The sequence below is a fragment of the Labilibaculum sp. genome, assembly GCF_963664555.1.
Taxonomy (GTDB): domain Bacteria; phylum Bacteroidota; class Bacteroidia; order Bacteroidales; family Marinifilaceae; genus Labilibaculum.
Map to the genome: position 1 here is coordinate 3,477,530 of NZ_OY761461.1, position 19,269 is coordinate 3,496,798.

Here is a 19,269-nt window from a genome sequence, read left to right on the forward strand (position 1 = left end):
AACCATACTACCAGCCTTTCTTTATCAAGGAAACTATCTCTTCTCTATCCTCATTTGAAACCCACCAACCACAAGGGATATGAACCCATTCCTTTTCAAAAGCATCTACATTTAGCAATTCGCATTTCGATGCCGAAAAAATTGAATGTAAATCGTTTCTTTTATGAAGTTCAGAAGCCATGACTCCATTATCCGCCATCATTTGAACAAAAGCATCACGTCGCTCTACCTTCATAGTATAAAGCCAATAAGAAGGTTCTGAATTATCATAATACCCCATTAATTGAACCCCTGCAACATTTTGCAAAGCTTTATCAAAGTATTTTCCATTATCAATATACTGATCAACTATTGATTGAATTGTCTCCAATTGAACCAAACCTATAGTCGCATTTATATTGTTCATGTGATATTTATAGCCTTGAGCTTTAATATCATTTTCAAGACGGCTTACTCCTTTAGAGATACCAAACCAGCGAATCAATTTCGCTTGTTCATATTCAGCATCATCCTTTATGCAAACCATTCCTCCATCAACCGTGGTTAAATGTTTAATCGCTTGAAATGAAAAAGTGGTGTATTTGAAGTGATTCCCCAATTTCTCCCCTTCATAAGAAGCCCCTAATGCATGGGCTGCATCTTCAATCACAGAAACACCATATTTCTTTTCAATTTCCTGAAATCGTTTAATATTAACCGGTATACCAGCATAATCAACCACCATAATGGCTTTAGTTTTACTGGTAATCTTCCTTTCAACATCATCAGGACAAATATTACCTGTATTGGGATCGATATCGGCCCAAATGATTTTCGCACCGGTTTGTGCAATAACCGTATTGGTCGGTTCTGCTGTAATGGGAGTTGATATCACTTCATCACCAGGCTTTACGCCCGCAAGAATTAAAGCCACATGAAGAGCGGATGAACCACTGTTCACCGATAAACTATTCTTACAGCCAATGTATTTAGAAAACTCCATCTCAAACTGATCAACAGCTTCCCCTTGTGCAATGTAGCCCGAATACAAAATCTCCTCCAATCGAGGCATCAGAATTTCTTTGGGCGGTAATAATGTCTTTATTAATGGTATCATGCCAATTCTTTTAATGTTTCCAATCCTAATTCATCACGTACATAATCCAAAGTAAGTAACAATTCCTTTAACTCCTGCACATTCAAACGTTTCGTATTATTCGAATTGTACTCATTATCTTTCAATTTAGGACCGTCTGTCTGTACATATTTTGTATAATTCAAATCTCTCATATCCGCAGGAACCCTATAAAAATCTTCCATGTCCTCAGCTTTCGACATTTCTTCCTTGCCACATAAAGATTCGTACATTTTTTCACCATGTCGAGCACCTATAATTTGAATTTCAGTATCGGCATTAAATAATTCTTTTAGTGCAATCGCTAAGGTTTCAATCGTTGCTGCAGGTGCTTTTTGTACAAAAATATCCCCTGGTTCGGCATTTGCAAAAGCGAACAATACCAAATTAACCGAATCATCCAAAGACATCATGAAACGAGTCATTTGCGGATTGGTAATGGTTAAAGGACTTCCTTCTTTAATCTGCTTGATAAATAATGGGATAATTGATCCCCTTGAACACATCACATTTCCATAACGAGTAGCACAAATAACGCCCTCATTTTCTTTCACTCTAGAATCCCTGGCCTTAGAAATAGCCATTTTCTCCATTAGAGCCTTAGTCATCCCCATAGTATTAATCGGATAAACTGCTTTATCGGTACTTAAGACAACAACACGTTTTACATTATTTCTAGCTGCCGCTTCCAAAACATTTTCAGCACCTAGTATATTGGTTTTTACCGCTTGCATCGGATAGAATTCACAAGAAGGTACCTGCTTTAATGCACCAGCATGAAATAAATAATCGACACCTGCCATAGCGTTATTAATGCTATCAAAATCACGAACATCTCCAATGATAAAATTTATTTTATCATTTTTGTACGCAATTCGCATATCCTCTTGTTTCTTTTCATCACGAGAATAAATACGAATTTCTTTAATGTCTGAATTAATAAAATGATTCAAAACAGCATTCCCAAAAGAACCTGTCCCTCCTGTAATCATTAATACTTTATCTTTAAACATATTATTATTTTTTTTATACCAATTCATTAATTATTTTAGAACAAGCTTCCCCATCTCCATATGGATTATTAGCTTTAGCCATAGAATTGTAATAAACTTCATCATTTAATAATGCAGCAACCTCATTAATAATTGCATCTTTATCTGTACCAACAAGTTTCACAGTACCAGCCTCAACTGCTTCGGGGCGTTCCGTAGTGTCCCGCATTACCAATACGGGCTTACCTAAGCCTGGAGCTTCTTCTTGGATTCCTCCTGAATCGGTTAGAACCAAATGAGATTGTGACATCAAGTAAACGAAAGGTAAATATTCTAAAGGCTCAATAAAATGTATATTCGAATTACACGAATTTCCTTCAATTTCAATAATGGATCCAAATACCTCTTCAATAGGTTTGCGAACGTTGGGATTCAAGTGCATTGGGTAGATAAAATCCACATCAGTATAGGTTTCTCCCAACTGTTTAATAGCATTACAAATGTTTAAGAAACCGTCACCAAAATTTTCACGACGATGCCCTGTAATTAAAACTAATCTGCGATCTTCAATGGTGTCTAAAGAGTGCCCTTTGGTTAGAGGAGATCTATCAACTGTGGCTATGTCTCTCATCATATAATGCTCAACAACTTCTTTTTTTAACCCACATGATAGAAGTTTTGCTTCAACTTGCTCTTTTAGGTCAGAACGATCTTTGATTTGATCCAAAACCATATAAAGAGCATCGATAACGGTATTACCCGTCACAAAAATATTTTCTTCCTTGATGCCTTCAGCTAACAAGTTTTTCTTACTTGTTTCGGTTGGAGAGAAGTGATAAGTAGCCAATCGACCTGTTATTTGACGGTTGGCTTCTTCCGGCCAAGGAGAGTATAAATTATGCGTTCGTAAACCCGATTCAACATGGCCAACTGGTATTTGCTGATAGAAAGCAGCCAAAGCAGAGGCAGTCGAAGTCGTTGTATCACCGTGAACCAAAACCAAATCAGGCTTCACCTCAGTCAATACATCACGCATTCCCAAAAGTACACGTGAAGTTACATCGTACAAATCCTGACCTTGTTTCATCAGATTCAGGTCATAATCAGGTTTAATCTCAAATAAATCCAAGACCTGATCCAACATCTCACGATGTTGTGCAGTTACACAAACTATAGTTTCAAATTGTTCCGGATGTTTTTGGAATTCTTTTACCAAGGGAGCCATTTTGATGGCCTCTGGGCGGGTTCCAAATACTAGCATTACTTTTTTCATAAGAAAATTCTTATTTATTTTAAAGAAATCCTGATTTCGATAAATATCAACGCAGGATAACAATCAAATCTATTTATTAACACCACAGAAGTCAAGAATTACTTTATCTTCACCATTCTCAAGACTTTTAAATTCTTTATGCGATACTAAAAAAGCAACAATGTCAGCCTTTTCGTAGGCTTCTTTGTAATCGGTCAATTTAAAAACATTGTGCTCTTTTACATTTGGCTCAACAATCATTATATCTGCATTATTAGAACGTTGCATCACTTTTTGAGTAATGTATTTTGCAGGAGATTCACGTAAATCGTCAATATCCGGTTTAAAGGCCAAGCCCATCAAAGCGACCTTTGCTTGCTTACCTGTTTTCAATTGAAACTCCAACATGGCATTATGTACTTTTTCGGCACACCAAAAAGCTTTATAGTTGTTGATTTTTCTTGCCTGCTCAATAATATTAGATTCAGCTGGGTACTCAGAAACAATAAACCAAGGGTCTACTGCAATACAATGTCCCCCTACACCACAACCTGGTTGTAAAATATTCACCCGAGGATGCTTGTTAGCCAATTTAATCAGCTCCCAAACATTAATATCTGCCTTGTCACAAATTAATGACAATTCATTAGCAAAAGCAATCTGAACATCACGCGAAGAATTTTCAGTCAGCTTACACATTTCAGCTGTTCGAGCATTCGACTTGTGCAACTCACCATTTACAAAAGAAGCATAAAAAGCACATGCCGCATCTGTTGAAGGCTCATCCACACCTCCAATAACGCGATCATTATTTACCAATTCAAAAATCACATTCCCAGGCAAAACACGTTCAGGACAATAGGCAATATGAAGCTTTCCTTTCAATTCTGGTCTTTCAGAATAAATCAAATCAGCCATTTTATCTGTAGTATGAATAGGAGATGTTGATTCAATCACATACAAATCACCCTCTTTCAACAAAGGTATAACAGCACGAGTTGCTGATTCAACAAAAGAAATATCAGGCTCATGATCACCTTTAAAAGGAGTAGGAACAACTATAAAATAAGCATCTGAAACTTCTGGCTTCAAGGCAGCTCTCAAAGAACCATTTTCAATAACGGTTTTCACCATCTTACCCAAACCAGGCTCAATAATATGGATTTCACCTCGATTAATGGTTTCAACTACGTTGGGGTTCACATCGACACCCAATACTTTAATCCCGTTATGTGCAGCAATGGTTGCTGTTGGCAAACCAATGTAACCCAAACCCATAAAACAGGCTGTCTTTAAACTTCTAGTCATTCTTTAATTCTTTATTCAGATTAACAAACTATTTTTCAATTCCCTCTTCCAATATTGTATACTTCAAAGCCAATCTCTGCCAACTGATCTTTTACTACAATATTTCTTCCATCAAATACAAAAGCTGGTTTTAACATTTCTCTATACACTTTTTGCCAATCGTAGGTTTTGAACTCATCCCATTCCGTAAGGATGGCGATAGCGTGAGCGTTTTGCATGGCGGTGTAGGGATCATTATGGACAGTTACCAGGCTTCGGATTTCATCCGAAGTTAATTCCGCGAATTGAGGCAAATTACACGAATGTGAATTCATGCGATTTGTTTGTAAATATTTCAGATCCGCAAAGATTTGCTCCTCTGAGACCTTAGGATCATAAATATGAATTTCTGCCCGGTCTTGTAACAATTCGTCTGCCACGTAAATGGCTGCAGATTCACGGGTATCGTTGGTGTCTTTTTTGAATGCCCAGCCCAGGAAGGCGATTTTTTTGCCGGAAACGGTATTGAATAGGGTATCGATGATGTTTTTGGCAAAGCGGTGTTTTTGATAGTCGTTCATTTTAATTACCTGCTCCCAGTAAGCCGCCACCTCAGGCAAATTGAAATGCTGACACAGGTAAACCAGGTTTAAAATGTCTTTCTGAAAACAAGAACCACCAAAACCTACTGATGATTTCAGGAATTTAGAACCAATACGTGAATCCGCACCAATGGCACGAGAAATCTCATCTACATCAGCTCCTGTCTTTTCACAAAGAGCAGATATGGCATTTATGGAAGAAACACGTTGTGCTAAAAAGGCATTGGCCGTTAGTTTGGACAATTCAGAAGACCATACACGAGTGGTGATAATATTTTGACGAGGCACCCAATTTTCGTAAACAGCAACCAAAGCTTCCATAGCAGCTTGCCCTCTTTCAGTTTCCTCTCCACCAATCAAAATTCTGTCGGGCTGATGCAAATCACTGATCGCAGTTCCTTCGGCTAAAAATTCCGGACTGGATAAAATTTCGAAATTCACACCATTGCCCGTTGAATTTAAAATCGTACTCAGTGCTTCTGCCGTGCGAACAGGAAGTGTTGATTTCTCGACGATGATCTTATCATCTTTAGAGATTCTGGCTATTTGACGGGCACACAATTCAATGTATTTTAAATCAGCGGCCATTCCTTTACCCACACCATAAGTTTTGGTCGGCGTATTTACCGAAATAAAGATCATCTGCGCTTCATCTATGGCCTGATCCACATCCGTAGAGAAAAATAAATTGCGACCACGGGCTTCTGCTACCACATCGGCTAATCCAGGCTCATAAATGGGCAGCTTATCTAAATCGGTATCGTTCCAATCAGCAATACGCTGCGCATTCAGATCCACCACTGTCACCTTTATGTGCGGACATTTTTGAGCGATCACTGCCATGGTTGGGCCACCAACGTAACCGGCACCTATGCAGCAGATATTTTTGATTGACTTAATTCTATTCATCGTTAGTAATTCTTCTATGTTGTTTATACTATACTTTATCTCTTCTAGTAACAAATTCCACGGATTAGGACGAATTCCGCTAATGATACTTCATCACATTTCTCATGGTTAATCAGTTTCATTCGTGTAATTAGCTTTAATTAGCGAAATCTATTTTATAGTATTAATCAATCGCTTGTATTTTAGGGAACATTCACCAAAATTAACGAGCAATCCCAGTTGATAATTCGTTGCTTTCAAATAGTTGATTGTTTGTTGTTCATCTATTTTCAACATCGTTTAATAAACTTTAAATTTACTTAGGCAATTATTGTAAGAGATCCTTCGTTCCTCAGGATGACAAGCCTTAAAGTATTTGTTCATTTTATTTCCATCATAAAACAGTTCAAGCTTCTTTTCCTTTTCAAATGGAATTTTTCTCTTCTCAAACTCTAAACATAAAGCCTCACTATATACACTTTCAAGGAATCCGGCTCCTCATGCAGCATGTACTTTCATGCAAGCCCCAGCAATAGCATAAGCCTCCTCTTTATATAGCAAATCTCCCATTCGCGTAATTCGCCCTAATTCGCGTCATTTGTATTTTCACTCCACTTATCCTTTATACCCGAAAAGAATTCCTTCCCAAATACCATCCCCACTCCAACAATACCTCCCAGAAAAGTCCATATTACTAAAATCAAGGGCCGTTTGGGTTTTGATTTTTCGATGGGAATGGCTACCGGTTCGATAATGGTGAATACCGGCGTATCCTCTTTTACCTGTATTTTTTGCGTTTCCAGTTGTTTGGCCAGTTCGGTGTAGACCGATGAAGCCATGGTAAAATCGGATTGCAAACGCTCCAACTGAGTTTGAGCCACAGCGCTACTTACATTTTTATTTTGATCGCGAAAGCGGGCCAATTTATCCTGAACGGAATTAAAAACAGCTTCCTTTTCAGAATAGCGTTCTTCGACAAAGGCCAATTGATCTTTTGCCTTCTGTATTTTAAAATCGGTGATTGCTTGCTGCAAGAGTTCCTGAGCTTTTTTTGCCAGTTGAGCGGCCGCTTTGGCCTCGGGCATACTAGCAGATAAGGTTACGTAGCCGTCTTTGTCGTTTACTTCCAGAGATAATTGAGCTGAAAGGATATTGATTAGATTCTTTTCCTCTTCAGTAATGCTTAGCAATTGGTCATTGCTTTGAGACGCAAGCATTGCGTCTGTACGTTCGCCTTTGATTGCCTTGATGATAAGGCCCGGCAGGCCGATGCTGTATTTTTTGATAGTCCCCAATAATCCGGGCTTTTTGATTTCCAGATAGTAGTCTGCAAATGTTACCTGTCCGCTTTGCCCTTCAATGCTCAAAGGGGTTTGCATCAATTCTTTTTGGAAGGGAATGCTGCTGATGATTTTAGGATACAATGAAGGAGGAATCGTTGATCCTCCGCCCATACTTCCCAGATTGATACCGGCCATGGCGGCCAGTCCGCCCAGACTGCCCCCCAGTTTTGATCCGCCTTCGGAAGATTGAGGCACCATAGTGGTTGTGGCTGTATATTCTTTGGCCGAGAAAATGGCGATGAACAAACCCAGCACCATAAAAATAAGGGTGGTACGGATGACGGTTCGGCGGCCTTCCCACAGGGTTTTGGCGAGAGCGATTAAGTCTATTTCGTCCTCATGATCAACACGAGTCGTTTCTGTTTGATTGGGTTCCTTTTCCTGCATACTTCGTATTGTTATTTCGCGGATTTCAAAATGATTTCGCAGATGCAACAGAGTACATCTCTATCATCTGTGTAATCGATATTAATCAGCGTAATCTCACTTTTAGGGTATTAATGAATCGTTTATATTTCAAGGAGCTTTCACCAAAATTAACCAAAAGCCCTACTTCACAGTTCGTTGCTTTTAGATAGTTGATGATTTGCTGCTCGTCTACTTTTATTATTCTGATTTTGCTTTTTATCTCCACTATAATAGAATTATAACATACAAAGTCAGCTTTAAAATATTTATTTAGCTTTTCGCCATCATAATATAATTCCAGTTTCTTTTCTCTTTCGAAAGGAATATTCCTTTTTTCAAATTCTTTTGTCAATACTTCGGAATATACACTTTCCAGAAAACCGGAACCTAATGATCGATGAACGGCCATACACACTCCAATTATTGAGTAAGTCTTTTCTTCGTGTAACAAGTTTGACATCCGTGCAATCTGTTTTAATCAGCGTAATCCTTTTAATGCCATCCGTGTAATCCCTATTCCTAACGCGTGGCCACCGCAATAGCGGTAATCAATGTTGCAAAAGTAGATGCTATGGCCAACCATTTGCTTGCCTGTCCGGCTTTGTCCACTTCCGGTTTTTCAGGAACAATGATCTCACAACCCGGTTCTACTTTCGGAAAACGACGGCCAAACAAACCTCCTTTGGTTGCCTGAGTGGTTCCATTGGCATACAGAACATACACTTTTCCTTTTTTGGCACGTTCGGCAAAACCACCGCTGCTGTAAACGTAATCTTTCAATTTTTTCTTTTTTGTAAAAGTGTGAGCCACCGGGCTTAGGACTGAACCGGATACCATTACCGTCTCCAATTTAGAAGGAACCAAAATCTGATCTCCTGCTTTTACCTGCAAGTCTTCCACGCCACCAGGATTGCCTAAAATGCTTTGCAGATCAATTCCCACAATCTGATAGGCTACCCTTTCAATATCCTCTTCGGTCATGGTGGTATCCTGAGCCGCAATGGCTACTTTGGCCTGATATTCCGCCTCGCTCAATTCGATTCGTCTGCGCAAAGAGGCCCCTTTCACATAAGCCTCCGAAGTGATTCCCCCTGCCCTTCGGATGATATCTGATATTTTTTCATTCTTGTGGGTGATTCCGTAATCCCCTGAATATTTTACTTCTCCCTGGATGTTGGCGGCTCCCTGAGGACGATATCCCGGTGCACGGCGAACATAAACCTTATCGAAAGGCTGCAGCAGAAAAACTTCATCTTCCGGATTCAATTTCAAATTCCGGTCCAGTGAAAACTGAAAGGTATGCAGCAGTGATTTTGTCAATTCGCTGGTTTCCTGGTAATCCAACACGCGGCTCACTTCCAGTCCAGCCACCTCAGCATCCTCTTTGAAACCTCCTGCCTGAAAAATCAGATCTCCAATCCGCAAATTTTCTGCCCAGGCATAAGTTCCTTCGAACTGAACTTCCCCAACGATCTCGACCGTTCTGGCTTCGCGCATATCGAATATGGAGGAGATCTGAACCCGGTCTTCCTTCCGGAGTTCAAAATCTATTTTTCCGTTCACCACATCACGAACCGAAAAAGAAACGGCTTTCAAGCTCATATCTTCCAATTTTCGGGTAATCACCCCACGCTCCATGAAAGCTTCTTCCTTGAGCCCTTCTGCTTTTATAATCAGCTGAGACAACTGCAGGCCATCGGTCAGTTCGTAATTGCCCGGACGATACACGGCTCCATCTATGCTTACCCGGTTTTCGAAACGTTCGGTGAGCATGCCTGCTGCCAAAGAGTCGCCGTTCATCAGCTGCACCTGACTGTACTGATCGGAGGAAACATCCTTAAAACTTAGTGTCCGCGTATTGTTGCGGTACAATTCCAAACGGTGCGTGTATGCTTTATCGGTAAAGCCCCCTGCAAAACGCAGCAGATCAGCTACTGTTTCATTGGTTTGAGCCTCAAACAAACCATTCCGTTTGAATTCGCCCCCCACTTTCACTCTTTTTGCGTAAGGGCGCACCAAAACCACATCCTGATCGCGCAACTGTATGTTGTTTTGTGTTTTTCCATCGATTAAATAAGCGTACACATCAATGCTGCACACCAATTTGCCATCGCGAAGCACGTCGATACTTCGGAAAGAACCATTCTCATTGGGTCCGCCTGCCAAATACAAGGCATTAAAGGCAGATGCTGTTGCCGGCAAAGTATAGGTACCCGGCAAATTCACTTCCCCGATCACATTTACCTTAACCCCTTTCAAGCTGCCCATACTAACATCAGCAAAGGTATTTGGACGTTCGCCCCCCATACCATTGTAAATGGAAATCAACCTGCTTTTAATTTTCTGCTGTGCCTCCTTAAACGAGATGCCATACACAGGAACAGGCCCTAAATCAGGAATGGAAATGTTTCCGCTTTTTTGAACCCTTAACTGATAATTTTGCTGGGAAGCGCCGTAAACAGATATATTTACCTCGTCGCCGATTCCTAAAGAGTAAGATTCCGAAACCGGCACATCCATTGCCGGTTCAAAACTTAAATTTTTGGAATTGAAAAACTGGAAACCAAAAACCTGCTTGTTTTTTTCTGTGGCTTCAAAGGCTGCTTTCTCAGAAAGGCCGTCCTCCTTTGTTTCTGCCAAATCCTCCGGCAAGTCTTTATTTTCAGATTCTCCCTTACGCTTACCGCTTTTGTACTCACTGATCTTTTTCACCATCTGATCGATCTGCAGCTGAGAAGCACCCCTTACTCTCGCCAGGGCCATCGCCTCTTCCAGACTCATGCCGTTTTTTTCCATTTCGGAAATCAACTTTTCGATCTGAGCATCACTCAACGCCTCCACATTTACGCTTGCAGGATTCACATTTGTATTTTGAGCGTTTGCTGTCCCGATGAATAAAACCGCGAACAAACAAAGCAAAAACATTTTTTTAAACGACCCAATCATAATTTCAATAACATTTGTATAGTGTCTATTTATTTCTCATCATCTACATCCGTTTTGCTTTGACAAAAGCCTGATTTGCTAAGACGAGAGATATTTTTTTTCAGCAGCACAAAAATAAGGAACGAAACTACAATTCCCTAATTTTTCAGCCTTTTACTTCCTTACTTATCGAACATATTGCAGGAAAAACACGAATACCCTGCAATAGTAATACATTTTAATCCTTTTTAAAACTGTCAAATGTGCCAAATAAAAAAAACCGTGTCCCTAAACTTGATACGGTTTTTGTAATGTCACTTTTAATTCTTCGCGGCTACCTTAACATTTCTTTTATTTCGGCTAAATCAATCAATCCAATCGGTTCCTTCCTGCGGATAATTTTTGCATCCAATTGCTCATAAATTGAATTCATTGATTTAAATTCGGGAACAATCGCTTTCATATGGGCAACAATCCTGAAATTATCATTTTCATCAAGCAGCTCACAAAAATGCTTAATCAATAGCTCCACCTCTTCCCGCTCATAGGCACGCACTTTTGCGATCATGATTCTCGGATGCTTGGTTGGCACTGTATTCTCTTTTACATTCAACAATTCTTCGAACAATTTTTCGCCGGGACGCAAACCGGTAAACTGAACATTCACATCAACACCCACCTTCAAACCACTCAACTTGATCATCTTATAGGCCAGGTCAACGATTTTCACCGAACGTCCCATATCAAAAATAAAGATTTTCCCTCCTTTACCGATTGCACCAGCCTGCATCACCAACTGACACGCTTCTGGAATGGTCATAAAATATCTGGTAATATCAGGATGAGTAACCGTAATCGGACCGCCCTTTTCAATCTGAGCCTTGAACCGTGGAATTACAGAGCCATTTGAACCCAGCACATTCCCAAACCTTGTTGTTATAAAATGCGTTTGTCCACCGGGGAAATTCATGCTTTGAGTATAAATTTCAGCAATTCTTTTTGATGCTCCCATTACATTGGTCGGATTCACAGCCTTATCGGTCGAAACCATTACAAAGCGCTCCACTCCATATTCCAAAGATAAATCAGCAATATTCTTGGTTCCAAACACATTTGTTTTAATGGCTTCGGAAGGATTGTTCTCCATCATCGGCACATGTTTATAAGCCGCCGCATGATACACCAGCTGAGGTTTGAAAATCTCAAACATTTTGCGGGTTCGTTCCAAATCACGCACGTCACCAATAACAATCTCGAAATTGTAAAAATTGTACTCTTCCTTCAATGACAATTCGATATCGTATAAGGGGGATTCCGCCTGATCAAACAAAATAATGTTTCTGGGTTTAAAACGGGCTACCTGACGAACCATCTCACTGCCAATAGATCCGGCCGCACCAGTTACCAAGACTGTTTTATCACGCACCTGACTGTCGATTTCGTCCCAGTCTAATTTTATGGGTTCCCGTTCCAGCAAATCCTCAATCTTAATGGCCCGGATCTGCTTCACACTCAATTCGCCGTTCACCCAGCTTTCAAATTTAGGAACCTCCCAAACCTTCACATTTTTATTCAGGCATTTTTCGATAACATCCTGACGTTCCTCAACACTTAAATCTTTTTTGGCAATAATAACCTTATCAATTTCCTGTTTCTCCAACAATTTCTCTAAATCATTAGGGCTGTAAATCTTAATGTTTTCTAATTTACTTCCCACTTTCCTGTTGTTATGATCTATAAATCCAACAATGGTACTGTTCACCTCTTTACCGCTGTCCAGCGCATGTTTTGCCATGATGCCAAACTCATCGCTCCCGTAAATCAGTATATTCTCCCGAATTTTAGAATAGGTTAAATACCTGAAATAAATGGCTTTAAAAATAATCCGGCTGCTGGTCATCAAAAAGACCATTGAAATGTATTCAATAATTAAAATGGAAAATGGAAGCAGGAAAACGCCGTTCATAAAATAGTAACTCAATCCGTTTGCAAGAACAAGCAATACAGATCCCAGGGAAACCACTACAAAAATACGTTCAGCATCCTTGGCACTTGTATACCTGACAATGCCTGCATAAGTCCCTCCAATCAGGAAGCTTATAGCTCTCATCATTAAAACCAAAGGAATTAGAAACTTCGCAGAACTCAGATTAACGCTTTCCAGATTAAAGTTGAAACGTAACAAATAAGCTGCTGAAATTGAAACCAGCCCAATAAACAAATCAATTAGAAAAACGATCCAACGAGGTGTGTTGTGATCGAAAACACTAATTTTAGATAAATTCATAAATATTGGTTTAATATGTAGTAAGTAGTGTATTGAATATATATAAAGTACAAAAATAAGTCCTTATTTTACTAAAAGCAACTGTCAAAGTTGCCATTTTTTCTTTTTGTCGTTTTTTATGGCTTATTCACATACAATAATAATCTTTTAATCCATAAGCCCTAAAAACTATATGATTACATAAAACGCAAAGGGTTGCGTAAAAGTTACAATAAAAACACAATGGATTCATTTCAAGTCAGTTAAAACAATATCAAATAATTTTACAATATGACGATTTTACCATCCTTTCTTTTAACCGTTTTGCCATTCATTTTCCCTACTTCACCCTCCTCACAAAAACTTAGGCGGTTGAGATTGCATCAATTCACAAAACGCATCTCTTCCCAAAACCAAGGGCTAAAGCCACATGGCAACCAAATCAGATTTCACTTTTTGGACTCTTCGACCTTTCGACTTTTCGACTTTTCAAGACCCTTCCAGACTTTCCAAGACTTTCGATTCCACACCCCTCACCCTGTCGGGATCTCCCCTTAAAATGGGAGAATTGCTGCAACAAATCTTTTCTCACAACAGCTAAAGCAGTTGGCAATATATATTCACAAACCATGGACTAAAGCCACATAGCAATTTAAACCATAAAACTGCAATTGACTTTTTTTCGACCTTTTGACTTTTCAAGACACTTTTCTCCAACAACTGCATCCGGGAGGTAATTCAATCTCATGCTTCTTTTTACATTACATCTTGTGGCGCAGAATAAGATCCTGCTTCAAAAAATTATTTTCACCTGCGCCAATTTGTAATGTCCCATCCTTATCCCGGGGTGGCATTCGCTTCGCTCCTTTCCCCCGGGCTATTTATATTTGAGCCCTTCAGGCTCTCCCTTTTTCCTTTGGAATTTGTACTTTGGAATTTGGGCTTTGTACTTTGTACTTTGTACTTTCGACTTTTCCAGACTTTTGAGACCCTTCCAAACTTTCACTATATCACAAAAAAAAAGACCAACTCAATCATGAGTCAGTCATTTGTTTTTTAAAAAAGGCAAACCTGTAAGCCGGGTCCTGTATTCTCCGAAAAGAATTTCTATCATTTATCTAGAACATTTGTCACCAAATGTCTCGAGCAATCCACCCCCCGAACATCAGCCGAGTCAGCCTACATACGCCGGTATACTTGATCTTGCAACACATAAGGTACACAGCCACCAATGTCACCATCAGTGCTGGTGAGCTCTTACCTCACCTTTTCACCCTTACCCGAAGGCGGTTCTTTTCTGTTCTACTACTAAAGTCTTTCGACCTTCTTCCCGTTAGGAAGTATGTTACTCTATGTTGCCCGGACTTTCCTCTCCTTTTTGCAAAGCAGCGATAGAACGGTTTGCCGGGACAAATGTAAGGAAAAAATAACAAGTATAAAGGAAAAAGTAACAAGTATAAAGTATAAAATAGAGAAGGGAAGAAATGGAAAAAGTACAAAGGAGGCAATAAGTACAAAGGAAAAAGGATAAAGTACAATGGATAAAATAAAAAGAAATGAAAAAGTAGTTAAAAGAAAAAAAATACAAAGGAAGGTAATGTTACCGTTTTAGCTTTTGGTACATTTTAACTCTTATTGCTCCCAATATTTTCATTAATTCCTCAGATTCTCTTTCCAAGATACCCCATTGTTTTTGTTCCTCAGAGATAGAATTAACAATACGAATCCAGTAGTTTGTTTCTCTTATCTCTTTAAGGGAAATAGAGATTTTATTAGCAAAATCAGCTTCTGAGACAGCTGCTTGCGCTTCTTCGTAATTTGCCCCAACAGAAGTTGCTGACTTTAATATCTGATAGGAGATTACTTGATACTCACGCGAATCTGGAAACACCCTTACCTGTTTTATGATGTCAACAGAAAAATTAAACAATCAAGCTTGCAATTCATTTTGTTTCACGTGGCTTTATACTTTACACTTACAATATTCCTTATACTTCTCACCCTTTGTACTTTATCCTTTTTACTTCAAGATTGATCCTTGGAAGTTTGGAACCTATAATCGGACAATAAATGCATCGCTGCAGCCTTTTTGACGGATTTCGCGCAGTTCCCGGCGGCAAACCCAATAATTGTCGTAATCACCATAAAAATAACGGTACAACTCGTCCTGCGGATCAAATGTCCGGGTAAGATCTTTAATTGCAAGCCGCTTAAGGTTTATTTCAGATTTACTTGCAAATACCTGAATGGTAAAATGGGCATCTGCAGAAGGACTTTGCTGAACGGTCTCCGTTTTTCGGCCTGAGGGGGTTTTTATTCTTGCCTGAGTAAAACCAAGATCCTTTAATTTCTGAACCGCCTCATCCGCAATCTTTTTATCGTGATAATCTCCAATTTCAATCATGTAAATTGGTTTTTCAGACATCTTTAAATGTCCTAGCTCATAATAGTAGTCAACATATTCCTTTCCCCTCATTTTCCGCCCCATATTATAGGATCCTGTCTGATTCGAGGAGATTTTCACATCACTTTTCCCTTCTGTGTCTGCGTTCACTTTCGCTAACACCCCTTTATTAATAAGTGCAAGGCTGGCATAGGGAAAATCTGTCAGCACTTTTTCCTGCAAATATTTTTTAGCCCCGCCCAAATCCTCAAAGCGCCCCAATACATATTGAAACTTTCCATCTGCTTCCAGTACTTTCACTGAATTGTGCGGAGAAAAACTTTCGGCATTTAGAATGCTTTTGCTTTTCTGAAGAAGTATCGTGTAGTAACAATCATTACCTATATCAGTCAGCTTAGCAATTGCGGTTTCAGCTGCAGGATTCTTTTTTACTGTTTGGCTGGTGATTTTTTTCTTCTGAGTTTTATCCTGACCGCCTGTTTTATTTGCAAGAACTCCGGCAAGCTGCTCCGACGAAAACTCCAGATTTAAATCCAACACCCTGGCATCTGCGTATCCGAAAGACTTTACTTCTTCCACCCGATTCTCTGCTTCACTTCTGGAATTGCTAAGACCTGATAAATAATGATACACTCCATCTTTGCCACTCAACTCTACAACGTCATTTAATTCCTCGAAATAATCGGTATACACCGGATATTTAAATTTTGCAATTTCCACACCATATATTGAACCTCCGGCATCGGAGCCGGCAAAATTGATATCGAAAAAAGGAGAAAAGAAACCGATTGTCCCGGCGGTCAAGAAAAAACAGATTAAAAAGTAGATATTCCTCATAACAGATGGCAGAATAGAGTGTCAGATTAATTCTCAAAAATAACAAAAATTAACAGTAGTAAATATAATAAAATTAATTAATGACAATAAATATTGCAAAAGACAATTTCTCTTTACAGGACGAATGACGATAGATTTACAATACAAAAATTAATTCTATTCTTCGATTCTCATGATGCTCATTTTCAGAACATCCCGAACCGCCAAAACAAGCATTCAAAATAAACTCCTCACCCCAGGCAGCAATCTCTACCGCTGATACTTCCACCTCTTTTTCCACCAAATATGCTTTTGACCTTCGACTCTTCAAGACTCTTCAAGACTCTTCAAGACTCTTCAAGACTCTTCAAGACTCTTCAAGACTTTTCAAGACTCTTCAAGACTTTTCAAGACTCTTTGACTTTTAGGACTCCTACCCTCTCATCAGCAAGGAGCTGTCACCATAACTCAGAAAACGAAAATCATTCTTCAGCGCGTATTGATATATCTTCTTCCAATTATCACCAACAAGTGCCGAGATTAAAAGAAGCAGAGTACTTTGCGGCTGGTGAAAATTTGTTACCAAACCCGAAATAACTTTGAATTCATATCCCGGAGCGATGATAATCTGAGTAGCCACATTAAATAAAGTCAAATCATTCTCCTGCATATAGCTGCAAATTGCCTGATATGATTCCTGTCTGCTGTAATCAGCCGGCAACTGGTAAGCCTCCCACTGCTCCAACAAATGAGGGTTTTCCTTTTTGGTCAGAATTTTAACTCCCATCCAGTACAAACTCTCCAAACTTCGCACAGAAGTGGTACCTACTGCAATAATCTGCCCGCGAAGCTTTATGATGTTCTGAAGACTCTCAAGAGTAACCTGAATATGCTCAGTGTGCATTTCATGATCGCCAATCTGCTCCGATTTTACAGGCTTAAACGTTCCTGCCCCCACATGCAAAGTCAATTCCTCGCGCCTGATCTTTTTTGCTTCCAAATGAGAAAACACATCCTCAGTAAAATGCAGTCCTGCTGTTGGTGCAGCTACCGACCCCTCATACTTTGAATAAACAGTTTGGTAGCGAAGCAGATCCGTTGCTTCCGTATCGCGGTTTAAATAGGGGGGAATTGGAATTTTACCGGTTTGTTCCAACACCTCGCTAAAGCTCAGGTCCGGATGATTCCACGAAAAAAAGATCTCCTGAGCTCCTTCCAATGCTTCCTGCTTCTCGGCTTTCAGAAAATACTCTTTGTCCTCAACATAGAAAGGCATTTTTAATTCACCCGACTTCCATTTTCGTGCATTCCCCACAATACATTTCCAGGATGAAGAACCACAAGCCTGAAAAGCCAAATTGTAATCAGCCGGCCTCAAAGGCTCCAAACAGAATATTTCAATCCGGGCTCCTGTCTCCTTATGAAATATCAACCGGGCCTGAATCACTTTGGTATTATTAAATACCATCGTTGTTCCGGCTGCAATCTCCGAAGGCAAATTTTCAAATACAGATTCAGAAATCAATCCGTTTTTGTAAATCAGCAATTTTGACAAATCCCTGTTCGCTAAAGGATGTTTGGCAATTCTCTCATCGGGAAGATCGTAGGTGAAATCTGAAATTTGAATTTGTCTGGCGTCCAAACTATTTGTATTGATATTACAATCCATCTATTTCTTAATTAATCAAGCTTTATTCCTAATAAAAAAGGGGCTTTACCTTTTGATCGGCAAAAATAGCTAACTTTGTCGGGAATCAAAAACCTGTTGCCTATTTTAGATTCCTGAAGTAAAAACGAATACTAAAACAGTCAACCCAAACAAGATAATCCGATGCAAATAAATACAGGAGATAAAGTCCGGTTTTTAAATGAAACAGGTGGTGGTATTGTCACCCGAATTATTGATGCCAAAACCGTTATGGTTTTAAATGACGAGGATGAATTTGAGATCCCAAGCCTTAAAACCAATTTGGTTGTAATCGAATCGGTAAATACAGGAACTTCCCCTCAATCCAAACAAAGTAATTCTTCCAGCTCAAGCTCCTCATTGCCATCAGCAAAACAATCTCTATTTGTTGAAAAGGAGGAAGTTTACGCAGCCTTTGCCCCCAAGGAATCAGCCACCCAATCGGAAAGTCCGTTGGAGCTGTTTTTAATTAACGATACCAATCAAATTCTTTTGTACAGTTTCTATGATGAAAAAGGAAATGGAATGGAAGGAATAACTGCAGGAACTCTTGATCCTAAATCAAAAATCCTTTTATCGGAATACGAAATAAAAGACTTGAACGAATTGACCTGCTGCCATTTTCAAATCATATTCTATCAGCAGGGAAAATTCACCCTGAAAAAACCTTTGGATCGTCCGCTTAAAATTCAGGCTGTAAAATTCCATAAATCTTCAAGCTATAAGGATACTGCCTACTTTCATCAGGAGGTAATACTTTACAAACTAACAGGCGAAAACCTGGAGCAAAAAATAGAAGAACTAAGCAATAAAGATTTTAAACAGGCAATTCGTGAAAAGGAAAATCCGGAGAAAGTAAAACCGGCTCCGAAGAACAATAATTCTGATGATAATTTAATCGAAGTAGACTTACACATCAATGCATTAATTGACTCTGTAACGGGTCTGTCAAATGCTGACATCCTTGAATTTCAACTCAGTAAATTTCATGAGGTGCTGCGCCAAAACCAATACGAGAAAGGCAAAAAGATTGTATTTATTCATGGTATCGGCAATGGCACTTTAAAGCAACGTGTTCATAGCGAACTTAAAAGAAAATACAGAAAACACTATTCTCAGGATGCTTCGTTTAAAGAGTACGGATGGGGAGCAACCATGGTAACTATTCGATAAAAGTTGAAAAGTGAAAGGCCCAAAAGCCGAAGAATAGAATAATCGAAGAAACTAAAAAATAAGGACGCAAAATATTGTGTCTTTTTTTATTCCTGCTTATGGTCTTTGTAAT

At 39.3% G+C, this 19,269-nt stretch carries 14 protein-coding genes, 1 other RNA gene and 1 pseudogene; 1 reads left to right on the forward strand and 15 read right to left on the reverse strand.

What is annotated here, in order from left to right; genetic code table 11:
* Window positions 1-7: 7 nt before the first annotated feature.
* The 15 genes and pseudogenes from ACKU4N_RS13855 to ACKU4N_RS13925 all read right to left on the reverse strand — a co-directional run bounded on the left by ACKU4N_RS13855 (window position 8) and on the right by ACKU4N_RS13925 (window position 17,966).
* A complete protein-coding gene (locus ACKU4N_RS13855) occupies window positions 8-1,096 on the reverse strand; it encodes a DegT/DnrJ/EryC1/StrS family aminotransferase (protein WP_321317234.1) in 1,089 nt (362 codons plus the stop codon).
* The gene (locus tag ACKU4N_RS13860) at window positions 1,093-2,127 is read right to left on the reverse strand and encodes a polysaccharide biosynthesis protein (protein WP_321317236.1); all 1,035 of its coding nucleotides are present in this window, start codon (window positions 2,125-2,127) and stop codon (window positions 1,093-1,095) included. Before ACKU4N_RS13860 ends, ACKU4N_RS13855 begins: the two co-directional genes overlap by 4 nt.
* A gap of 13 nt (window positions 2,128-2,140) precedes the next feature.
* Window positions 2,141-3,379, reverse strand: a complete 1,239-nt coding sequence (wecB, locus tag ACKU4N_RS13865) for a non-hydrolyzing UDP-N-acetylglucosamine 2-epimerase (RefSeq protein ID WP_321317238.1) — start codon at window positions 3,377-3,379, stop codon at window positions 2,141-2,143.
* 69 nt (window positions 3,380-3,448) lie between these two features.
* Window positions 3,449-4,666 carry a UDP-N-acetyl-D-mannosamine dehydrogenase gene (gene wecC, locus ACKU4N_RS13870; protein WP_321317241.1) on the reverse strand — a complete coding sequence of 406 codons (1,218 nt, stop codon included), beginning with the start codon at window positions 4,664-4,666 and terminating at the stop codon, window positions 3,449-3,451.
* 35 nt (window positions 4,667-4,701) lie between these two features.
* Window positions 4,702-6,156, reverse strand: coding sequence for a UDP-glucose 6-dehydrogenase (locus tag ACKU4N_RS13875; protein ID WP_321317243.1), 1,455 nt, complete (start codon window positions 6,154-6,156; stop codon window positions 4,702-4,704).
* A 150-nt stretch (window positions 6,157-6,306) separates the two neighbouring features.
* A pseudogene (locus ACKU4N_RS13880) lies at window positions 6,307-6,621 on the reverse strand (GxxExxY protein); the annotation flags it as partial.
* Window positions 6,622-6,719: 98 nt separating this feature from the next.
* Window positions 6,720-7,865 (reverse strand): GNVR domain-containing protein, encoded by a 1,146-nt coding sequence (locus tag ACKU4N_RS13885; RefSeq protein WP_321317247.1) that lies wholly within the window; start codon window positions 7,863-7,865, stop codon window positions 6,720-6,722.
* Window positions 7,866-7,950: 85 nt separating this feature from the next.
* The gene (locus ACKU4N_RS13890) at window positions 7,951-8,346 is read right to left on the reverse strand and encodes a GxxExxY protein (protein ID WP_321317250.1); all 396 of its coding nucleotides are present in this window, start codon (window positions 8,344-8,346) and stop codon (window positions 7,951-7,953) included.
* A gap of 59 nt (window positions 8,347-8,405) precedes the next feature.
* Window positions 8,406-10,832 carry an SLBB domain-containing protein gene (locus ACKU4N_RS13895; protein ID WP_321317252.1) on the reverse strand — a complete coding sequence of 809 codons (2,427 nt, stop codon included), beginning with the start codon at window positions 10,830-10,832 and terminating at the stop codon, window positions 8,406-8,408.
* A gap of 313 nt (window positions 10,833-11,145) precedes the next feature.
* On the reverse strand, window positions 11,146-13,098 hold the full coding sequence (locus ACKU4N_RS13900) for a polysaccharide biosynthesis protein (protein ID WP_321317254.1): 1,953 nt from the start codon (window positions 13,096-13,098) through the stop codon (window positions 11,146-11,148).
* 1,037 nt (window positions 13,099-14,135) lie between these two features.
* Window positions 14,136-14,485: RNase P RNA component class A (rnpB, locus tag ACKU4N_RS13905), an RNA gene on the reverse strand.
* 192 nt (window positions 14,486-14,677) lie between these two features.
* Window positions 14,678-15,007 carry a four helix bundle protein gene (locus tag ACKU4N_RS13910; RefSeq protein WP_321317257.1) on the reverse strand — a complete coding sequence of 110 codons (330 nt, stop codon included), beginning with the start codon at window positions 15,005-15,007 and terminating at the stop codon, window positions 14,678-14,680.
* 123 nt (window positions 15,008-15,130) lie between these two features.
* On the reverse strand, window positions 15,131-16,285 hold the full coding sequence (locus tag ACKU4N_RS13915; RefSeq protein WP_321317259.1) for an SPOR domain-containing protein: 1,155 nt from the start codon (window positions 16,283-16,285) through the stop codon (window positions 15,131-15,133).
* A 169-nt stretch (window positions 16,286-16,454) separates the two neighbouring features.
* Window positions 16,455-16,598, reverse strand: a complete 144-nt coding sequence (locus ACKU4N_RS13920; RefSeq protein ID WP_321317261.1) for a hypothetical protein — start codon at window positions 16,596-16,598, stop codon at window positions 16,455-16,457.
* A gap of 132 nt (window positions 16,599-16,730) precedes the next feature.
* Window positions 16,731-17,966 carry an S-adenosylmethionine:tRNA ribosyltransferase-isomerase gene (locus ACKU4N_RS13925; RefSeq protein ID WP_321317263.1) on the reverse strand — a complete coding sequence of 412 codons (1,236 nt, stop codon included), beginning with the start codon at window positions 17,964-17,966 and terminating at the stop codon, window positions 16,731-16,733.
* Between the two features lie 162 nt (window positions 17,967-18,128).
* Here ACKU4N_RS13925 and ACKU4N_RS13930 point away from each other — a divergent pair, with 162 nt between their 5' ends.
* Window positions 18,129-19,157 (forward strand): Smr/MutS family protein, encoded by a 1,029-nt coding sequence (locus tag ACKU4N_RS13930; RefSeq protein WP_321317264.1) that lies wholly within the window; start codon window positions 18,129-18,131, stop codon window positions 19,155-19,157.
* Window positions 19,158-19,269: the final 112 nt, after the last annotated feature.

Excerpts from the sequence above, each read along its gene's own strand:
- ACKU4N_RS13855 (WP_321317234.1), bottom strand. The coding sequence starts at position 1,096 with ATGATACCATTAATAAAGACATTATTACCGCCCAAAGAAATTCTGATG.
- ACKU4N_RS13860 (WP_321317236.1), bottom strand. The coding sequence starts at position 2,127 with ATGTTTAAAGATAAAGTATTAATGATTACAGGAGGGACAGGTTCTTTT.
- wecB (WP_321317238.1), bottom strand. The coding sequence starts at position 3,379 with ATGAAAAAAGTAATGCTAGTATTTGGAACCCGCCCAGAGGCCATCAAA.
- wecC (WP_321317241.1), bottom strand. The coding sequence starts at position 4,666 with ATGACTAGAAGTTTAAAGACAGCCTGTTTTATGGGTTTGGGTTACATT.
- ACKU4N_RS13875 (WP_321317243.1), bottom strand. The coding sequence starts at position 6,156 with ATGAATAGAATTAAGTCAATCAAAAATATCTGCTGCATAGGTGCCGGT.
- ACKU4N_RS13885 (WP_321317247.1), bottom strand. The coding sequence starts at position 7,865 with ATGCAGGAAAAGGAACCCAATCAAACAGAAACGACTCGTGTTGATCAT.
- ACKU4N_RS13890 (WP_321317250.1), bottom strand. The coding sequence starts at position 8,346 with ATGTCAAACTTGTTACACGAAGAAAAGACTTACTCAATAATTGGAGTG.
- ACKU4N_RS13895 (WP_321317252.1), bottom strand. The coding sequence starts at position 10,832 with ATGATTGGGTCGTTTAAAAAAATGTTTTTGCTTTGTTTGTTCGCGGTT.
- ACKU4N_RS13900 (WP_321317254.1), bottom strand. The coding sequence starts at position 13,098 with ATGAATTTATCTAAAATTAGTGTTTTCGATCACAACACACCTCGTTGG.
- ACKU4N_RS13925 (WP_321317263.1), bottom strand. The coding sequence starts at position 17,966 with ATGGATTGTAATATCAATACAAATAGTTTGGACGCCAGACAAATTCAA.
- ACKU4N_RS13930 (WP_321317264.1), top strand. The coding sequence starts at position 18,129 with ATGCAAATAAATACAGGAGATAAAGTCCGGTTTTTAAATGAAACAGGT.